The organism is Streptomyces liangshanensis (genome assembly GCF_011694815.1).
Taxonomy (GTDB): domain Bacteria; phylum Actinomycetota; class Actinomycetes; order Streptomycetales; family Streptomycetaceae; genus Streptomyces; species Streptomyces liangshanensis.
Window position 1 is genome coordinate 4,448,128 of record NZ_CP050177.1, and the last position, 18,063, is coordinate 4,466,190.

At 71.4% G+C, this 18,063-nt stretch carries 17 protein-coding genes and 1 riboswitch; of the genes, 9 read left to right on the top strand and 8 right to left on the bottom strand.

Annotated elements, in window-relative coordinates; translation table 11 throughout:
* The first annotated feature begins 6 nt into the window (after positions 1 to 6).
* Together cdgB and HA039_RS19305 are read left to right on the top strand one after the other, a co-directional pair.
* Positions 7 to 1,788, top strand: coding sequence for a diguanylate cyclase CdgB (gene cdgB / locus HA039_RS19300; protein WP_167031420.1), 1,782 nt, complete (start codon positions 7 to 9; stop codon positions 1,786 to 1,788).
* Positions 1,789 to 1,999: 211 nt separating this feature from the next.
* Complete coding sequence (locus HA039_RS19305; RefSeq protein WP_167031423.1) at positions 2,000 to 3,007, top strand: carbohydrate-binding protein; 1,008 nt, start codon at positions 2,000 to 2,002, stop codon at positions 3,005 to 3,007.
* Positions 3,008 to 3,014: 7 nt separating this feature from the next.
* Here HA039_RS19305 and HA039_RS19310 read toward each other — a convergent pair whose 3' ends face one another.
* The 4 genes from HA039_RS19310 to HA039_RS19325 form a co-directional block, all read right to left on the bottom strand.
* Positions 3,015 to 3,866, bottom strand: coding sequence for a class II fructose-bisphosphate aldolase (locus tag HA039_RS19310; protein WP_167031426.1), 852 nt, complete (start codon positions 3,864 to 3,866; stop codon positions 3,015 to 3,017).
* Between the two features lie 81 nt (positions 3,867 to 3,947).
* A complete protein-coding gene (locus HA039_RS19315) occupies positions 3,948 to 4,892 on the bottom strand; it encodes a 1-phosphofructokinase family hexose kinase (RefSeq protein ID WP_167031429.1) in 945 nt (314 codons plus the stop codon).
* Between the two features lie 165 nt (positions 4,893 to 5,057).
* Positions 5,058 to 6,212, bottom strand: a complete 1,155-nt coding sequence (nagA, locus tag HA039_RS19320; RefSeq protein ID WP_167031432.1) for an N-acetylglucosamine-6-phosphate deacetylase — start codon at positions 6,210 to 6,212, stop codon at positions 5,058 to 5,060.
* Complete coding sequence (locus HA039_RS19325) at positions 6,212 to 7,195, bottom strand: ROK family protein (protein ID WP_167031435.1); 984 nt, start codon at positions 7,193 to 7,195, stop codon at positions 6,212 to 6,214. Before HA039_RS19325 ends, nagA begins: the two co-directional genes overlap by 1 nt.
* Before the next feature lie 248 nt (positions 7,196 to 7,443).
* On the opposite strand from HA039_RS19325, the gene HA039_RS19330 reads away from it, so the two are divergent.
* The 3 genes from HA039_RS19330 to otsB all read left to right on the top strand — a co-directional run bounded on the left by HA039_RS19330 (position 7,444) and on the right by otsB (position 10,179).
* On the top strand, positions 7,444 to 8,712 hold the full coding sequence (locus tag HA039_RS19330) for an ABC transporter substrate-binding protein (RefSeq protein ID WP_481906679.1): 1,269 nt from the start codon (positions 7,444 to 7,446) through the stop codon (positions 8,710 to 8,712).
* The gene (locus tag HA039_RS19335) at positions 8,712 to 8,987 is read left to right on the top strand and encodes a DUF3263 domain-containing protein (protein ID WP_167031438.1); all 276 of its coding nucleotides are present in this window, start codon (positions 8,712 to 8,714) and stop codon (positions 8,985 to 8,987) included. The genes HA039_RS19330 and HA039_RS19335 overlap by 1 nt, the downstream gene beginning before the upstream one ends.
* A gap of 343 nt (positions 8,988 to 9,330) precedes the next feature.
* The gene (gene otsB / locus HA039_RS19340) at positions 9,331 to 10,179 is read left to right on the top strand and encodes a trehalose-phosphatase (protein ID WP_167031441.1); all 849 of its coding nucleotides are present in this window, start codon (positions 9,331 to 9,333) and stop codon (positions 10,177 to 10,179) included.
* Between the two features lie 78 nt (positions 10,180 to 10,257).
* Here the strand turns inward: otsB and HA039_RS19345 are convergent, their stop codons facing one another.
* The 3 genes from HA039_RS19345 to HA039_RS19355 all read right to left on the bottom strand — a co-directional run bounded on the left by HA039_RS19345 (position 10,258) and on the right by HA039_RS19355 (position 12,916).
* Positions 10,258 to 11,670 (bottom strand): alpha,alpha-trehalose-phosphate synthase (UDP-forming), encoded by a 1,413-nt coding sequence (locus HA039_RS19345; RefSeq protein WP_167031443.1) that lies wholly within the window; start codon positions 11,668 to 11,670, stop codon positions 10,258 to 10,260.
* 71 nt (positions 11,671 to 11,741) lie between these two features.
* Positions 11,742 to 11,891: a hypothetical protein gene (locus HA039_RS19350; RefSeq protein ID WP_167021943.1), complete on the bottom strand. Its 150-nt coding sequence runs from the start codon at positions 11,889 to 11,891 to the stop codon at positions 11,742 to 11,744.
* Between the two features lie 38 nt (positions 11,892 to 11,929).
* Positions 11,930 to 12,916 (bottom strand): glucosyl-3-phosphoglycerate synthase, encoded by a 987-nt coding sequence (locus HA039_RS19355; RefSeq protein WP_167031446.1) that lies wholly within the window; start codon positions 12,914 to 12,916, stop codon positions 11,930 to 11,932.
* A gap of 166 nt (positions 12,917 to 13,082) precedes the next feature.
* A riboswitch (SAM riboswitch) is annotated at positions 13,083 to 13,210 on the top strand.
* Between the two features lie 15 nt (positions 13,211 to 13,225).
* Between HA039_RS19355 and thrC the strand changes: the two genes are divergently transcribed.
* The 4 genes from thrC to groL all read left to right on the top strand — a co-directional run bounded on the left by thrC (position 13,226) and on the right by groL (position 17,333).
* Positions 13,226 to 14,521: a threonine synthase gene (gene thrC, locus HA039_RS19360; protein WP_167031449.1), complete on the top strand. Its 1,296-nt coding sequence runs from the start codon at positions 13,226 to 13,228 to the stop codon at positions 14,519 to 14,521.
* Between the two features lie 29 nt (positions 14,522 to 14,550).
* Positions 14,551 to 14,829: a ubiquitin-like small modifier protein 1 gene (locus HA039_RS19365; RefSeq protein WP_167031451.1), complete on the top strand. Its 279-nt coding sequence runs from the start codon at positions 14,551 to 14,553 to the stop codon at positions 14,827 to 14,829.
* 365 nt (positions 14,830 to 15,194) lie between these two features.
* Positions 15,195 to 15,398: a cold-shock protein gene (locus HA039_RS19370; RefSeq protein WP_005315736.1), complete on the top strand. Its 204-nt coding sequence runs from the start codon at positions 15,195 to 15,197 to the stop codon at positions 15,396 to 15,398.
* 309 nt (positions 15,399 to 15,707) lie between these two features.
* A complete protein-coding gene (gene groL, locus HA039_RS19375; RefSeq protein ID WP_167031454.1) occupies positions 15,708 to 17,333 on the top strand; it encodes a chaperonin GroEL in 1,626 nt (541 codons plus the stop codon).
* 119 nt (positions 17,334 to 17,452) lie between these two features.
* Here the strand turns inward: groL and HA039_RS19380 are convergent, their stop codons facing one another.
* Positions 17,453 to 18,031 carry a Uma2 family endonuclease gene (locus tag HA039_RS19380; protein WP_167031457.1) on the bottom strand — a complete coding sequence of 193 codons (579 nt, stop codon included), beginning with the start codon at positions 18,029 to 18,031 and terminating at the stop codon, positions 17,453 to 17,455.
* Between the last annotated feature and the right edge of the window lie 32 nt (positions 18,032 to 18,063).

Below are 18,063 nucleotides of genomic sequence, written 5' to 3' on the forward strand. Positions count from 1 at the left end.
CGAACGATGGAGACCGAGTCGGAGCCGTATGTCCGTCTTGCGACCCTGCGTCAGCTGCATCAGGCTGTCGCCGAACTCAACACGGCCCGCAGCCTGGCGGACACCCTCCAGACCGTCGCCGACGGCATCGTCAAGGGCCTCGGCTACGAACTCGCCTGCGTCAACGTGGTCCAGGCCGACGGTGACCTCGTCGTCGCCGCCTTCGCCGGGAGCGCCGCCGCCGAGGCCCTGATCACCGGCCGCGTCGGCTCCCGCGCCTCCTGGGAGCGCCGCCTCGTGATGGGGGAGCCCTGGGGCTCCCTGCGCTACATCCCGCACACCGAGGGCTGGGTCCTGCTGGAGGACGACGTCCCCCAGTGGCACACCGAGGGCCCCGACCCCCGCTTCGAGGACGAGTGGCACCCCGCGGACCGGCTCTACGCGCCGATGTACGCGTCGGGCAGCGGCAACGACCTTCTCGGCGTCATATCCGTCGACCGGCCCCGCGGCGGACGCCGTCCGGGCGCCTGGGGCCGCGAGGCGCTCCAGATGTACGCGTCCCAGGCCGCCATTGCGATCAGCAACGCTCGCCTCCGAGCAAACATGCAACGTGCACTGGTCCGGCTGGAGCGTGAGCAGGCCGCCCTGCGGGCCAGCGAGGAGTCCTTCCGCCAGGCCTTCGAGTACGCGCCCAGCGGGATGGCCATCGCCGAGATGGGCGGCGACCAGCACGGCCGGCTGCTGCGGACCAACGACGCGCTGTGCCGGCTCCTCGGCCGCCCCGCCTCCGCGATGCGCCGCTACTCCTTCTCCGACATGGTCCACCCCGAGGACATCGGCACCCTCCTCCGTACCTCCGCCGAGGGCGGCCGCGCCGAACTGCGCCTGGCCCGCCGCGACGGCTCGTACGTCTGGGTCTCCCTGCGCAACTCCGTCGTCGCCGACACCACCGACGGCCCCCGCTTCCTCCTCACCCACGTCGAGGACATAGAGGAGCGCAAGAGCCGCGAGCTCCAGCTCGCCCACCGCGCCTCGCACGACTCCCTGACCGGCCTGCCCAACAGCGCCGAGCTGCGCGCCCGCCTCAGCGCCCGCCTCTGTTCGCGGCCCCACGCGATGCGCGAGACCGCGGTGGAGGCGCTGGACAAGGCGTACGGCGGGTACGACGGCATGGTCCGGTACGAGCCCAGCTACGAGGCGCGCGACGGGTACGACGGCCGGGACACCCGGGACACGTACGAGCCCTACGAGACGTACGAGAGCTACGAGGGGTACGACGGCTACAGCGAGACGGCCGGCGAGCGCGGCGGCCTGCGGGCCGGTGGCTTCGCCGCGCCGGGCTCGCCCCTCGACCACCACGTGCACATGGTCGCGCCGGGCGACGTGGCCGGGGACGGCACCGACGACGGCACGAAGGGCCTCGCGGTCCTCTTCTGCGACCTCGACGGCTTCAAGTCGATCAACGACCGGTTCGGCCACAACACCGGTGACGCCGTCCTGATCGAGGTCGCGCGCCGGCTGACCACCGGCGTACGGGACGGGGACACCGTCGCGCGGCTCGGCGGTGACGAGTTCGTCGTCCTCGCCGACGGCCTGGGCGCGGCCGACGCCGCCGACCTCGCGGTCCGGCTGCGCAACGCGATCATCCCGCCGATCCGGGTGGACGGCAGGGCGGTCCGCGTGGGCGCCAGCTTCGGTATCGGCTGGGCCAGTTGCGGGATGTCGGTCGAGGAGGTCCTCAAGTCGGCCGACCAGCGCATGTACATCGAGAAGCGGTCGCGCAACAAGGTCCACCGCAGGGCGGGCTGACGGACGCACGGGGCGCGCGGCGACCCCTCTACGGGATGTTCAGCGATCCGGTACCCGCCGTTCGGGACAAGGTCGAGACATCTTCGCGATGCGTTGTTCACCCGGGCGGGAAAGGCTGGCCGCCGGGCCGAGCGCCGTCAGGGGCCCGATTCATTCGAGGTAGGCTCGCTCGGTCGGCGACGCTGGCGAGATGGTGAGGAGTGACCCAGGGATGACGGCCGGGAACAACGGCGCGAGCACACCCGAGGACGACGATCCGTTCGGCTATCTGTACGAGGACGGACAGGCGGCGGCCGCCCAACAGCGACGCCAGGGGGGGTACGGATACCCCGGTCCCGCGGCGCAGCCAGGTGTACCACGGACGTCGTACAACCAGGTCAGAGCGGTGGGCGAGCGCCAGTACGGCCAGCAGCCGCAGGTCCCTCAGCAGCAGGGGTACGGCCAGCAGCAGCAGTACGGCCAGGCCTCCTACGCCGGTTACGGCCAGCAGCCGAACGGCCCCGCGCCGACCGGCCAGTACGGCGCCGCACCGGCACCGCACGCCTCCGAGGCCACCAGCCGCGTACCGCTCCAGCGCGGCGGCGGACGGGGTCGCGGACCCAACACCAGGGGCCTGCTCATAGGCGCGGTCGCGGTGGTCGCGGTGGTCGTGATCGGAATCACAGCGGCGCTCGTGTCGGGCGGCGGCGACGAGGACAAGAACAACGACGCGGCCCCGACGGCCGCCCCGAGCGTCGGCGAGTCGGACCAGCCCAGCGAGAAGCCGAGCCAGGACGCCGGGGACAAGCCGCCGGCGGAGCTGCCGAAGCAGGACGCGGCGACCCTCCAGCTCACCCCGCCCGCGGCGGTGTCGTCCGACATCCCCGGCGCGAAGGGCACCAACGGCGCGTACGTGTCGCTGAACGGCGCGGGCGCGGCGGCGACCTGGAAGGTGGACGTGCCGAAGGCGGGGGCGTACACCCTCTTCGTGACCTACGGCGTGCCCGGCAAGGACGCGAAGACCTCGCTGTTCGTCAACAGCGACGAGCGCCGTGACATCAACATGAAGAACTTCGCGAACGCGCCCGAGGGGGCCTGGGACAAGGGGTGGACGGTCACCTACGCGTACGTCAACCTCGACAAGGGCTCGAACACGTTCAAGATCTCCTGCGAAGCGGGCGACCAGTGCGAGACCGTCCTCGACCAGCTCGAACTGAAGGCGGGTCAGGTCAAGCGCTGACCCGGCGTCACGCGCCGACCACCCGCAGGAACCCCGCCACCGTCCCGGTCATCGCCTCGCGAGCCGGGGCGAGGTATTTACGGGGGTCCACGACCGCCGGACGGGACGTCAGATGGTCGCGTACGGCGGCGGTGTACGCCGAGTTGAGCGCCGTACCGACATTGATCTTGACCATGCCCGCGGCGATCGCCCGGCGGATCTCGTCGTCGGGGACACCCGACGAGCCGTGCAGGACCAGCGGTACGGGTACGGCCGCGCGCAGGTCCGCGATCAGCGCGTGGTCGAGGGTGGCGGTGCGGGCCGTCATCGCGTGGGACGAACCGATCGCGACGGCCAGGGCGTCCACCCCGGTCTCGGCGACGAAGACGACCGCCTCCGCCGGGTCCGTACGGACACCCGGGGCGTGCGCGTCGGGCGGCGCCCCGCCGTCCTTGCCGCCCACCGCGCCCAGCTCGGCCTCCACCCAGACACCGTGGTCGTGACCCCAGCGCACGGCCTCGGCGGTGGCCTTGAGGTTCTCCGCGTACGGCAGCTTCGAGGCGTCGAACATCACCGAGCTGAACCCGGCCACGGGCGCGGCCCGCAGCAGGTCCGCCGACTCGACGTGGTCCAGGTGCAGCGACAGCGGTACGGACGCGGCGCGGGCGACGGCCGTCGCGGCGGCGGCGACGGGGCCGAGGCGCCCGCCGTGGAACGCCACCGCGTTCTCCGAGATCTGGAGGATCGCCGGGACCCCGGCCCGCTCGGCGCCGGCGGCGATCGCCTCCGCGTGCTCCAGGGTGATGACGTTGAAGGCGGCGACGCCGTGTCCGGCGGCCGCGGCGGCGGTGACCAGCTCACCGGTGCTGACGAGTGGCACAGGGGCCTCTGTTTCCCGGGCCCGGGGGCCCGTCCGTGCGGGGGTGCCGCCGTGTGCCCGGGCGGGGGGCGGGCGTCGGACTCACTGCGGGGGCTGTTCCGTCACCCGTACCCGTGACAGCAGTTCGCCGTACGCCCCCGCGTCGAACTCGCCCGCCGCCGGGGACAGGACGGTCGCCGTGGCCAGCGCGACCGCGCGCGTGAGGCGGTCCGGCCACGGGAGGCGCTCCACCAGCGCGGAGAGCAGGCCCGCCACCACCGAGTCGCCCGCGCCGGTCGGGTTGCCCTTCGCCGGGGCCGGCGGGCAGGCGCGCCAGACGCCGTCCGGGGTCGCCGCCAGCACGCCGTCGGGGCCGAGCGAGGCCACCACGGCGTGGGCGCCGCGGCGCCGGGCGTCGCGGGTGGCGCGCAGGGGCTCGCGGGAGCCGGTGAGGCGGGCGAGTTCGTCGGCGTTCGGCTTGACCAGGTCGGGGCGGGCGGCGATGCCCCGCCGCAGCGGTTCGCCACCGGTGTCGAGCAGGACGGGCACACCCGCGCCGCGCGCTCCCCGTACCAGGTCGGCGTAGGCGCCGACGTGGATGCCGGGCGGCAGGCTGCCGCACAGGGCGACCGCGTCCGCGCCCGCGAGCAGCTCCTCGTAGCGGGCCAGGAAGGCGGCCCACTCGGCGGGGGAGACGACCGGCCCCGGTTCGTTGAGCTGGGTGGTGTCGCCGGTGGACCCGTCGACGACCGCGACGGTACGGCGGGTGGCGCCGGCGATCGGTACGAGCGCGTCCACGGGCGGGGCGTAGGCCGGGATGCCCGGCGCGAGCGGGAGCAGTTCGCGCAGGACGTCACCCGTCCTGCCGCCCGCGAACCCCGTCACCACCGTCTCGTGCCCGAGCGCCGCCAGCACCCGCGCGACGTTCAGCCCCTTGCCGCCCGGCCGCTCGATCACCTCGCTCACGCGGTGCGTGGTGTGCGGGACCAGCCGGGGCGTGCGGTACGTGATGTCGAGCGCGGTGTTGAGCGTGACGGTCAGAATCACCCCTCATACCCCCCAAGAACGCGCCCGTCCGGTCGATTACCGGGGTGATCATGTCAAAAAGAAGGCGGTAGGCCCAGACCCCGGGCCGACCGCCTCCCTGATGGCGCGTCACGTCGTGGCGGCCGGCCGGGCCCGTCGGGCCTGGTCACCCCGGTCGCCGGCCGGTCACCCCAGCTGAGGTTGGATCACCCATGCGCCGCGCCGCAGCACACCCTTGACCGCGAAGTCCGCGTCCAGGACGACCAGGTCCGCGTCCTTGCCCGGCTCCAGCGAGCCGACCCGGTCGTACAGGCCCAGCAGCTTCGCCGGGTTGGCCGAGATCGCCTGGACGATGTCGCCGACGGGCAGCCGGTCCACCGTCGCGGCCCGCTTGAAGGCCGTGTCCAGGGTCAGCGTGGATCCGGCGATCGAGCCGCCCTCCACCAGCCGCGCCACACCCTCCTTGACCTCCACGGCCAGCGGGCCGAGCTGGTAGAGCCCGTCGCCGAAGCCCGCCGCGTCCATCGCGTCCGTGATGAAGGCGACGCGGCCCGCGCCCGCGCGGTGGAACGCCAGCTCCAACGCCGCCGGGTGCAGATGCGTCCCGTCGTTGATCAGCTCGACGGTGACCCGCTCGTCCTCCAGCAGCGCGGCGATCGGCCCCGGGGCCCGGTGGCCCAGCGGCGGCATCGCGTTGAAGAGGTGCGTGGCGACGGTCGCGCCCGCGTCGATGGCCTCGGCGGTCTGCTCGTACGTCGCGTCCGTGTGCCCGATCGCGGCGATGACGCCCAGCTCCGCCAGCAGCCGTACGGACTCGATCCCGCCCGGCAGTTCCGTCGCGAGGGTCACCATCCTGACCGCCCCGCGCCCCGCGTCGACCAGCTTCCGCACCGCGGCCGGGTCGGGGTCGCGCAGCAGCTCCTCGCTGTGGGCGCCCTTGCGGCACGGCGAGATGAACGGGCCCTCGAAGTGGATCCCGGCCAGGTCGCCCTGCTCGACCAGCTCGGAGAGGACGGAGGCGCGCTGCGCGAGGAAGTCCGCCTCGCCCGTCACCAGGGAGGCGACGAGTGTCGTGGTGCCGTGCTCCAGGTGCGTACGGACACCCTTGAGCACCTCGTCCACGGAACCGGAGGTGAACGAGGCGCCGCCGCCGCCGTGGTTGTGCATGTCCACGAAGCCCGGCACGACCCAGTGCCCCGACAGGTCCAGCGGTACGGCGTCGGCGGGGGCGGCGCCCGTGATCCGGGTACCTTCGACGATCACCCGGCCGCCGTCCACGGTCCCGGTGGGCAGCACGACTCTTCCCCCGGTCAGAACGGTGCTCTTGGCGCGTGCGGCCATCAGGCGGATACCTCCGTGGAGAGACGGTCGGATCGGCCGGAGCCGTCGGAATGGTCAGTGCCGGGACCCGCCAGCAGGTCCCACGCGAGCAGCCCCGCGCCCAGGCAGCCCGCCGTGTCGCCGAGGGCCGCCGGCACGATCTCGGGGACCTTCTGGAACGTCACGCGCCGTTCCACCGCGGCCCGCAGCGGCGTGAACAGCGTCTCCCCGGCCTCGGCCAGCCCGCCGCCGACGATGACGGTGCGCGGGTCGAGCAGGGTCAGCGCGGTGACCAGGCCCGCGGCGAGCGCGTCGACCGCGTCCAGCCACACCCGTACCGCCTCGGGATCGCCCGCGTCCACGGCCCGCGCGCAGTCCGCGGCGTCGGCCGCCGGGTCGCCGCTCGCGGCGGCCCAGGCGCGCGTCACGGCCGCGGCGGAGGCGATGGCCTCCATGCAGCCGCGCTGGCCGCAGCCGCACTCGGGCCCGTCGGGGCGGACCACGACGTGGCCGATCTCGCCCGCGTACCCGTGCGCCCCGGCCTCGATGGTGCCCTCGATGCCGATCGCGCCGGCGATGCCGGTGCCCAGCCCGACGAAGAAGAACCGGTCGGCGCCCCGGCCCGCGCCGAGCCGCCCCTCGGCGAGGCCGCCGGTGCGTACGTCGTGGCCCAGCGCGACGGGTACGTCGCCCAGGCGCTTGCCGAGCAGGTCGCGCAGCGGTACGTCCCGCCAGCCCAGGTTCGACGCGTACACGGCCGTCCCGCTCTCCGCGTCCACGATGCCGGGGACGGCGACTCCGGCCGCGACGGCGCTCGCGCCGAGGTGCTCGACGCCGTGCGCGCGCAGGTCGGCCGCGAAGTCGAGGATGGTCTCCACGACGGCGTCGGGGCCGCGCTCCCTGCCGGTGGCCCGCCGCGCCTCGTACAGCAGCGCGCCGTCCGCGCCGACGAGGGCGGCCTTCATACCGGTGCCGCCCACATCGAGGGCGATGACGTGTCTCACCTGAACAGTCTCGCGCGTGGACCCTTGAAAGGTCTAGTCCACTGGCCTGGATTGTTGCGTGTCCATACAAACGCCGGACGAGGTCCTGGCCTTGGCCGCCGGGTGGGGCAGACGTTGCCGAAGCGAAACCCCACGTGTGTGGACCTTAAACCTCCGGATAGGGGAAAATCACTGCCTTGTAACAGGGCGCCACAGGGGACCGACTGGGACCTTACGAACACCGAAAGAACAAGGGTGGGGACAGAGCTGTGCAGCAGCGCTACCTGGGAGTGACCGCGGCGATAGCCGCGATGGGCATGACAATGGCGCTGGCGGGTTGCGGCGCCACCGGTTCGTCGGGCGACGTGACCCTCAAGCTTGTCGCCGCCGACTACGGGACCGGCCCGGCCAACAGCTCCGAGAAGTACTGGTCAGCGCTGGCCAAGGACTTCGAGACCAGGAACCCCGGCATCAAGGTCGACGTCGACGTCCGCTCGTGGAAGACCGTCGACGCCGACGTCGCCTCGATGGTCAAGCGCGGCGAGGCCCCCGACATCGCGCAGATCGGCGCCTACGCCGACTACGTCAAGCAGGACGCCCTCTACAGCGCGGACGAACTGCTCAACATCCCGACCCAGGCGAACTTCCTGACGCAGTTGTCCGACGCGGGGAAGGTCAACCGCATCCAGTACGGGCTGCCGTTCGTCGCCTCCACCCGGCTGCTGTTCTACAACGAGAAGCTCTTCGACGAGGCCGGCCTGAGCGCCCCGAAGACCTGGGCCGACATCGAGTCGGACGCCAAGGCGCTGAAGGCGGAGGGCGTCACCACGCCGTTCGCGCTGCCGCTGGGGTCGGAGGAGGCCCAGGCCGAGACGATGATGTGGCTGCTGAGCGGCGGGGGCGGCTACACGGAGACCGCCGACGACTCGTACAGCATCGACTCGGCGCAGAACGTGGAGACCTTCAAGTGGCTCCAGAAGAACCTGGTCGGGGACGGGCTGACCGGTCCCGTCGCGCCGGGGAAGCTGGACCGCGCGGCCGCGTTCACGGCGTTCAACGCCGGCAAGGTCGGCATGCTGAACGGCCACCCGACGCTGATGCAGGAGGCCGAGAAGGCCGGCGTCAAGGTCGGGATGGTGCCGCTGCCCGGCATCAACGGCAAGTCCAAGTCCTCGATGGGCGTGGCCGACTGGATGATGGCGTTCAAGCAGCCGGGGCACCGTGAGGCGGCCGGGAAGTTCCTGGACTTCGTGTTCAGCGACAAGAACGTGCTGGACTTCGTGGGCCAGTACGACCTGCTGCCCGTCACCTACAGCGCGAACGACGCGATGGCCAAGGACCCGCGGTACGCGGACCTGAGCAAGTTCCAGGACGCGCTGCCGACGTCGCAGTTGCCGCCGGTCGGCAAGACGTCGTGGGCGAAGGTGAGCGAGAGCATCAAGAAGAACATCGGCAAGGCCGTGGAGCCGGGCGTGAATCCGTCGACGGTGCTCGGCGCGATCGCGCGGGACGCGGTCACGGCGGAGGCCGCGGAGTAGTGCCGCCCCCCGCCCCGGAAGACGCCGCGCCCTCCCCTTCCTCGCCCTCTTCGGAGCTCTCGGAGCGGGACAGGGCGGTGCTCGCGATGGAGCGGCGCGGCTGGCCGGGGCCGGGGGCGAAGGAGCGGGCGATCCGGGAGGGCCTGGGGATCTCGCCGACGCGCTACTACCAACTGCTGGGCGCGCTCCTCGACGACCCCAGGGCCGCGGCCCACGACCCGGTCACGGTCAACCGCCTACGCCGCCTGAGAACCACCCACCGAGCCCGCCGCTGACCAGTCCTCAATCGCCGGACGGGCTTGGTTTGTGCGTCGGCCGGTCGCGCGGGCGCGGCTCACCGATGTCCTCAAACGCCGGACGGGCTTGATTTGTCTGGACGTGCGCCTGGAAGGGGGGCGGGCAGGGGTCGTGTCCGGAACGTAGAGCGTGTTTTGTGTCGCGTGACGGGGGTTGCAGTCAACAAGTGGTTGCGCGCGACGTAAAACATGCAGTGCAGGACATGGCCCCTGCCCGACCCCCGGCGACAACCCGCAGATGAAAGACGGCCCGCAGCGGGCAAAATCAAGCCCGTCCGGCGATTGAGGACAAGCAGTGACCCGCGCCGATAGGGTCAAGGGCATGGGCAGCCCCGAGAACCCCCTGCCAACCCCCACCACAACCACCGGCACCGCCGGCCTCACCGCGCTCCTCGCACACCCCGCCAAAGCCGTGGTCGCTCTCGACTTCGACGGCACCCTCGCCGACATCGTCCCCGACCCCGAACAGGCCCGCGCCCACCCCCGCGCCCTCCCCGCCCTCGCGGCCCTCGCCCCGCACGTCGCGTCGATCGTCGTGATCACCGGCCGGCCCGCCGAGGTCGCCGTGCGGTTCGGCGGCTTCGCGGGCGTGCCGGGCCTGGAGCGCCTCGTGGTCCTCGGCCACTACGGCGCCGAGCGCTGGGACGCGGCCACCGGCACGGTCACCGCCCCCGACCCGCACCCCGGCGTGGCCGCGGCCCGCGCCGAACTCCCCGCCCTCCTCGACGGCCTCGCCCTCGGCCAGGGCACGTGGATCGAGGAGAAGGGCCAGGCGTTCGCGGTCCACACCCGCAGGGCCACCGACCCCCAGGCGGCCTTCGACGCCCTGCGCACCCCGCTCGCCGGCCTCGCGACCCGCCACGGCCTGGTCCTGGAGCCGGGCCGCATGGTCCTGGAACTACGCCCGCCCGGCGTGGACAAGGGCGTGGCACTGACCCGGTACGTGGACGAGTCCGGCGCCGAGACGATCCTGTACGCGGGCGACGACCTCGGCGACCTCCCCGCCTACACGGCCGTGGACGCCCTGCGCGCGAACGGCCACCCGGGCCTCCTGGTGTGCAGCGGCACGGAGGTCCCGGAACTGTCCACCAGATCCGACCTCACCCTCCCGGGCCCCGCCGCGGTCGCCGACTTCCTGGCGGCCCTGGCGGAGGCGGTCTCCGCCACCTGACCCACGGGCCGCGCCTACGCGTGCCCGCGTAACGCCACGCGCCCCAGCGCACCCCACCCCAGCGCGCCCCCCGGCGCCTCACCCCCGCAGCGCCTCCAGCTGGTCCAGGAACCACTGGGACGGGGGGAGCGCCGTGGCCGCCGCCGCCAGGCGCTTCGTGCGTTCCGCGCGTTCGTCGTGGGGCATCGTCAGGGCCTCGTGGAGGGCCGTCGCCGTCGCCGAGATGTCGTACGGGTTCACCACCAGCGCGTCGTCGCCCAGTTCCTCGTACGCGCCCGCCTCGCGGGACAGGACCAGGACGCAGCCGTTCTCCGAGACCACGGGGATCTCCTTCGCGACCAGGTTCATGCCGTCGCGGATCGGGTTGACCAGCGCCACGTCCGCCAGGCGGTACGCCGCCAGGGAGCGGGCGAAGTCGTCCTTGACGTGGAGGACGACCGGGAGCCAGCCGTCCGTGCCGAAGTCCAGGTTGATCGCGTCCGCCACGCGCTGGACCTCGGCCGTGTAGTCGCGGTAGACCGACAGGTCCTGGCGGGAGGGGTACGCGAAGGCCACGTGGACCACGCGTTCGCGCCACTCGGGGTGGTCGGTGAGCAGCTGCCGGTACGCCAGGAGGCCGCGGACGATGTTCTTGGACAGTTCCGTACGGTCCACCCGGACGATCGTCCGCCGGTCCGTCCCGCCGATCTCCTCGCGCAGCGACACGATGCGCTCGCCCACGTCGGGGCGGTGCGCCCGTTCGCGCAGGAAGTCCGCGTCCGCGCCCAGGCCGTGCACGCCGATCCGGGTGCTGCCCGTGCCGCCCAGCAGTTCCGTGCAGCAGGCCGTGAAGGCGTCCGCCCAGCGGTGGGTCAGGAACGCCGCGCGGTCCGCGCCCAGGATGCCCCGCAGCAGTTGGCGGGCGATGTCGTCGGGGAGCAGCCGGAAGTAGTCCACCGGCGCCCAGGGGGTGTGCGAGAAGTGGCCGATCCGCAGGTCGGGGCGCAGGGCGCGGAGCATGCCGGGGACCAGGGCCAGGTGGTAGTCCTGGACGAGGACCGACGCGCCGTCGGCGGCCTCGTCCGCGAGGGCTTCGGCGAACGCGCGGTTGTACGCCTCGTACGCCCCCCACTGCGCCCGGAACTCCGCGCCGAAGGACGGCTCCAGCGGGGTCTGGTAGAGCAGGTGGTGGACGAACCAGAGCGTGGAGTTGGCCACCCCGTTGTACGCGCCGGCGTAGACGTCGGGGGCGATGCCCAGCATCCGTACGCGCTGCCCGCCGGTGTCCTCCGGGTCCAGCCGGCCGCCGGTACGCCGTACCGCCTCGTGGTCGCCGTCGCCGAGGGCCGCGCACACCCATACCGCGTCCGTGTCGGGGCCGATGGCCGAGAGGCCGGACACCAGCCCGCCGCCGCCGCGCCGGGCCTCCAGCGCTCCGTCGTCGCGGAGCGTGTACGAGACGGGGCCGCGGTTGGACGCGACGAGGACCTGGGCGGCCTGCTCGGAAACCATGTGCCGAAATCTAGCCCGTACGGGAAACGCTCAAACGTACGGAGAGGAGCCGTGAAGGGAGCCGTACGGGATCAGTCGCCGCGGCGCCCTCGCGCCGCCGCCAGCGCGACCACCCCCGCCCCCGTCAGCGCGACCGCCATCCCGCCCAGCAGCCACAGCCGCTCGGCGGTGGCGCCGCTGTGGGCCGCGGCGAGGAACCACATGCTCAGAGAGGTCTCCATAAGGACGCAATATAGGTAAATAGGACTGGAAGGGGTGGTTACGCCGCGCGGCCGGCCGTGTACTCCGCGATCTCCCGCATCGGCGGCCGCTCCTCCGTGTCCACGTCGTACGTCCGCGGTACGAAGCCGTTCTCACCGCGCTCGAACTGCGTCAGCTCGGGCCGCACCAGGTGCGCCCCCAGGTGCGACCGGGACAGGCGCAGCTGCGCCGTACGGTAGATCGCCGCCGCCATCCGCCCCAGCGCCCGGTCGTCCTGGTGCCGGTGCAGCCGCGTGCCGACGTCGACCTGGCCCAGCGCGTCCAGCCCCACGGTGTGCAGCGCGTCCACCAGCAGCCCCAGCTCCACGCCGTACCCGACGGGGAACGGCAGCCGCTCCAGCAGGGTGCGCCGGGCCGCGTACTCCCCGCCCAGGGGCTGCACGAAGCCCGCGAGCAGCGGCCAGTGGAGGTTCAGCAACGGCCGCGCCACCAGCTCCGTCACCCGCCCGCCCTGGCCGGCGGAAGGACCGGCGGAAGCGCCGGGGGCGCCGCGAGAGCCCAGCGGCCTGTCGTACATCGCCTTCACCAGCTGCACGTCCGGCTCCGTCAGCAGCGGCCCCACGATCCCCGTCACGAAGTCCGCCGAGAACTCCCGCAGGTCCGCGTCCACGAAGCACACCACGTCCCCGCCCGTCACCAGCAGCGACCGCCACAGCACCTCGCCCTTCCCGGGCAGCGCGGGCAGCCGCGGCAGGATGTCGTCCCGGTGCACCACCCGGGCGCCCGCCTCCGCCGCGACCTTCGCCGTGGCGTCCGACGAACCGGAATCGATCACCACCAGCTCGTCCACCAGCGGCGCCCGCTCCATCAGCTCCCGCCGCACCACCGACACGATCGCGCCGACCGTGCTCTCCTCGTCCAGCGCGGGCAGCACCACGCTGACGGTCGTGCCGCGCGCGGTCTTCGCCGCCAGGAGCCGGTCGAGCGATCGGTCGGCCACGGACCAGGAACGCCTGGTCAGCCAGCGCTCCACCTCTTCCAGCACGGTCGGTTCTCCCTGAAAGTGATCCATCTCGCGGTGCGGACCACTATCTCCACGGTCCGCTCCTTCGGTTACAGTCTTGAACAACACGAATGACCACCGCATGTCGGGGGTCATCCGGTGGACAAACGCTCGGATCGCGGGACCGACCCCGGATCCGATGCCATACCGCTCATCCAGAGGGGCAGAGGGAACGGCCCGTTGAAGCCCCGGCAACCCTCCCGCCGACCGCGAGGTCATGGTGGGGAAGGTGCCAATTCCGTCTTGCGGCGAAGTACGTCGCGAGGAAGATGAGGAAAGGGCCTCGCCTCCATGTCTGTGCAGACCGTCCCCACGCCCGGTGTCACTCCCGGTGCCGTCGACCTCGGACCCGCCGCCGCCCTCTCGTGCCGCGAATGCGGCGAGCGCTTCGACCTCGGCCCGATCTTCGCCTGCGCGTCCTGTTTCGGGCCGCTCGAAGTGGCGTACGACCTGCCGAGCGGCTCCCCCGAAGAGCTGAAGAAGCGCATCGCCGAGGGCCCCGACAACATCTGGCGCTACGCGCCGCTGCTGCCCGTCCCCGCCGACGTGGCCACCAAGCCCAACATCAACCCCGGCTTCACGAAGCTCGTCAAGGCCGACAACCTCGCCCGTGAACTCGGCGTCACCGGCGGCCTGTACGTGAAGGACGACTCCGGCAACCCGACGCACTCCTTCAAGGACCGCGTCGTCGCCATCGCCGTCGAGGCCGCCCGCGCCTTCGGCTTCACCACGCTCTCCTGCTCCTCCACCGGCAACCTGGCCGGCGCCGTCGGCGCCGCCGCCGCCCGCGCCGGCTTCCGCTCCTGCGTGTTCATCCCGCACGACCTGGAGCAGGGCAAGGTCGTCATGGCCGCGGTGTACGGCGGTGAACTCGTCGGCATCGAGGGCAACTACGACGACGTCAACCGCTTCTGCTCCGAGCTCATCGGCGACCCGCTCGGCGAGGGCTGGGGCTTCGTGAACGTCAACCTCCGCCCGTACTACGGCGAAGGCTCCAAGACGCTCGCGTACGAGATCTGCGAACAGCTCGGCTGGGAGCTGCCCGACCAGCTCGTCATCCCGATCGCCTCCGGATCCCAGCTCACGAAGATCGACAAGGGCCTCCAGGAACTCATCAAGCTGGGGCTCGTCGAGGACAAGCCGTACAAGATCTTCGGAGCCCAGGCCGAGGGCTGCTCCCCGGTCTCCGCCGCCTTCAAGGCCGGCCACGACGTCGTACGGCCCCAGAAGCCGAACACCATCGCCAAGTCCCTGGCGATCGGCAACCCCGCCGACGGCCCGTACGTCCTCGACATCGCCCGCCGCACCGGCGGCGCCGTGGACGACGTGAACGACGAGCAGATCGTCGACGCCATCAAGCTGCTGGCGCGCACCGAGGGGATCTTCGCCGAGACCGCGGGCGGCGTGACCGTCGGCGTGACGAAGAAGCTCATCGACGCCGGCCTGCTCGACCCGGCGCTCACGACGGTCGTGCTGAACACCGGCGACGGCCTCAAGACGCTCGACGCGGTGGCCCCGACCACGGGACCGACGGCGACGATCCGCCCCAGCCTGGACGCGTTCCGCGACGCCGGCCTGGCCCACTGACACCCACCGACCCCAGGAAGGCATCCACCATGAGCGTCAAGGTCCGCATCCCCACCATCCTCCGTACGTACACCGGTGGCCAGGCCGAGGTCCCGGCGGAGGGCGAGACCCTCTCCGAGGTCATCCAGTCCCTGGAGGCCAACCACCCGGGCATCTCCGCGCGCGTCCTGGACGACGACGGCAAGCTGCGCCGCTTCGTCAACGTGTACGTGAACGACGACGACGTCCGGTTCGAGCAGGGCCTCCAGACGGCCACCCCGGCGGGCGCCGGCATCTCGATCATCCCCGCGGTCGCCGGCGGCTGCTGACGCTCCCTCACGGGGACGCGCGGCCCGCGTCCCCGGCCCCCTCCGCGGTCCGGAACGGCCCTCTCCGCACAGGAAGCGGAGGGGGCCATTCTTTATGGTTGAGCGCGGTAGAGTTGGGAACACCCCCTCGCGGCCGGTGCCGAGCGCATACGAGATCGCGACAACCTGGGGTCAAACTCTCGGTGACTTTTGCGGGCACATGCGTGTTTTGCCCGGCCCGACTTGCCCCGGAACGCAGTCAATCCGTCGCTATGTGTGTTCGTTCGCGCCCAGATTTCTCGTCCGATTGACCTGTTGCAGAGGGCAGTTGGGCAGATACATTCAGCCGCGGTCGAAGCGTTCCGGCAGTAATAGGGGAGTAAGGCATGGCTCAGGGCACCGTCAAATGGTTCAACGCGGAGAAGGGCTACGGCTTCATCGCGGTCGACGGTGGTGCGGATGTTTTCGTCCACTACAGCGCGATCCAGATGGACGGCTACCGCACCCTTGAAGAAGGTCAGCGAGTTGAGTTCGAGATCTCGCAGGGCCAGAAGGGTCCGCAGGCGGACATGGTCAAGCTCGCCGTCTGATCCCGGCGCGATCGGCCACCGACGCACTCACGCCGAGGGGCCCGTATCCCACACAGGGATACGGGCCCCTCGTGCGTGTACGGCACGTCCCCGCGGGGGTGCCGGGCCGAGGGAGGAGCTTGCACTCTCGGGGGTCGAGTGCTAATCATTGGCGTTAGCACTCTGCAAGTGAGAGTGACAACTTATGGACCGGGTCAGTGAGGCCCGGAGAGCCAGGTGGAGCAAGGAACCGCCCGGCTCTCAGGCCGTCCGTCGCGGGCGCGGGCGCGGTCCGGAGCAATCCACCCCAGTCCGGGAGGACCACTTCACATGGCCAAGATCATCGCGTTCGACGAGGAGGCACGGCGCGGTCTCGAGCGCGGGATGAACCAGCTCGCCGACGCCGTCAAGGTCACCCTTGGTCCCAAGGGTCGCAACGTCGTCCTCGAGAAGAAGTGGGGCGCCCCCACGATCACCAACGATGGTGTTTCCATCGCCAAGGAGATCGAGCTCGAGGACCCGTACGAGAAGATCGGCGCCGAGCTGGTCAAGGAAGTCGCCAAGAAGACGGACGACGTCGCCGGTGACGGTACGACCACCGCGACCGTCCTCGCCCAGGCACTCGTCCGCGAGGGCCTGCGCAACGTGGCGGCCGGCGCCAACCCGATGGCCCTCAAGCGCGGGATCGAGAAGGCCGTCGAGGCCGTCTCCGGTGCCCTGCTGGAGCAGGCCAAGGACGTGGAGACCAAGGAGCAGATCGCTTCGACGGCCTCCATCTCCGCCGCCGACACCCAGATCGGCGAGCTCATCGCCGAGGCGATGGACAAGGTCGGCAAGGAAGGCGTCATCACCGTTGAGGAGTCGCAGACCTTCGGTCTGGAGCTCGAGCTCACCGAGGGCATGCGCTTCGACAAGGGCTACATCTCGGCGTACTTCGCCACCGACATGGAGCGCATGGAGTCGTCCCTGGACGACCCGTACATCCTCATCGTCAACTCCAAGATCGGCAACGTGAAGGACCTCCTTCCGCTGCTGGAGAAGGTCATGCAGTCGGGCAAGCCCCTGCTGATCATCGCGGAGGACGTCGAGGGCGAGGCGCTGTCGACCCTGGTCGTCAACAAGATCCGTGGCACCTTCAAGTCCGTCGCCGTCAAGGCCCCGGGCTTCGGTGACCGCCGCAAGGCGATGCTGAACGACATCGCCATCCTCACGGGCGGCACGGTCATCTCCGAAGAGGTCGGCCTCAAGCTGGAGAACGCCGGTCTCGACCTGCTGGGCCGCGCCCGCAAGGTCGTCATCACCAAGGACGAGACCACCATCGTCGACGGTTCGGGCGAGAGCGACCAGGTCGCCGGCCGCGTGAACCAGATCCGCGCCGAGATCGAGAACAGCGACTCGGACTACGACCGCGAGAAGCTCCAGGAGCGCCTCGCGAAGCTGGCCGGCGGCGTGGCCGTCATCAAGGCCGGCGCCGCGACCGAGGTCGAGCTCAAGGAGCGCAAGCACCGCATCGAGGACGCGGTGCGCAACGCCAAGGCCGCCGTCGAGGAGGGCATCGTCGCCGGTGGTGGCGTGGCCCTGCTCCAGGCTTCCTCGGTGTTCGAGAAGCTCGAGCTCGAAGGTGACGAGGCGACGGGCGCGAACATCGTCAAGCTCGCGCTGGAGGCTCCGCTCAAGCAGATCGCCGTCAACGGTGGTCTCGAAGGCGGCGTCATCGTCGAGAAGGTCCGCAACCTGCCGATCGGTCACGGCCTCAACGCCGCGACCGGCGAGTACGTGGACATGATCGCCGAGGGCATCATCGACCCCGCGAAGGTCACCCGTTCCGCTCTCCAGAACGCGGCCTCCATCGCGGCGCTGTTCCTCACCACCGAGGCCGTCATCGCCGACAAGCCGGAGAAGGCCGCCGCGGGCGGCGCGCCGGGCGGCATGCCGGGCGGCGACATGGACTTCTGAGCCTCTCGCCGTACGGTCGGCACGGCTGTACGGCATCGGCTCGGAGCGTTCCTGAACCGAGGGCGGTATCCCTTCCGGGGGGTGCCGCCTTCGGGTGTTTCCGGGGGTGGGGGTCGGCGTCAGCGGATGTAGGCGGTCAGCTCCTCGGTCTCCAGCGTGAGGGAGGCGGGCTCGGGCAGCTGGACGTCGGTGCCGAACGGGTACGAGGGCTGCCGCTGATAGACGCCGTTCAGGGGCTCGCTGTAGACGGTGAGGGTGCCGTTGTCGCGGTCGATGAGGAGATAGACGGGGATGCCCGCCGCGGCGTAGCCGTCCCGCTTCTCGTTACGGTCGCGGCGGTCGGTGTCCGAGTCGTACGAAGTGACCTCCACGACCATGAGGACGCCTTCCGGATCGGACCACAGGCCGTGCCCGACAAAATGCCGACGCGGCGCGAGCACGCCGTCCGGGACGGCCCGCCCCTTGCGGTAGGCCTCGATCCGGAGACCGCGCTCGGCGTAGAGCCCCAACTCGGGGCGGTGCTGCATGCACAGGGTCTGGAGCCACAGGACGATCTCGTCGTGGTCGCCGTCCGGCACGGGCTTGACCTCTAGTTTTCCGTTGACGAATTCGAGCTTCACTGTCTTCGGGGCCGTACGAGCGATCTGCTCGAAGTCCTCCACGGACATCTGCGCGTGATCAGCGGGGCTGGGGGTCATGGCGTCGCCTCCTCCCCTACATCGTGCCCCGC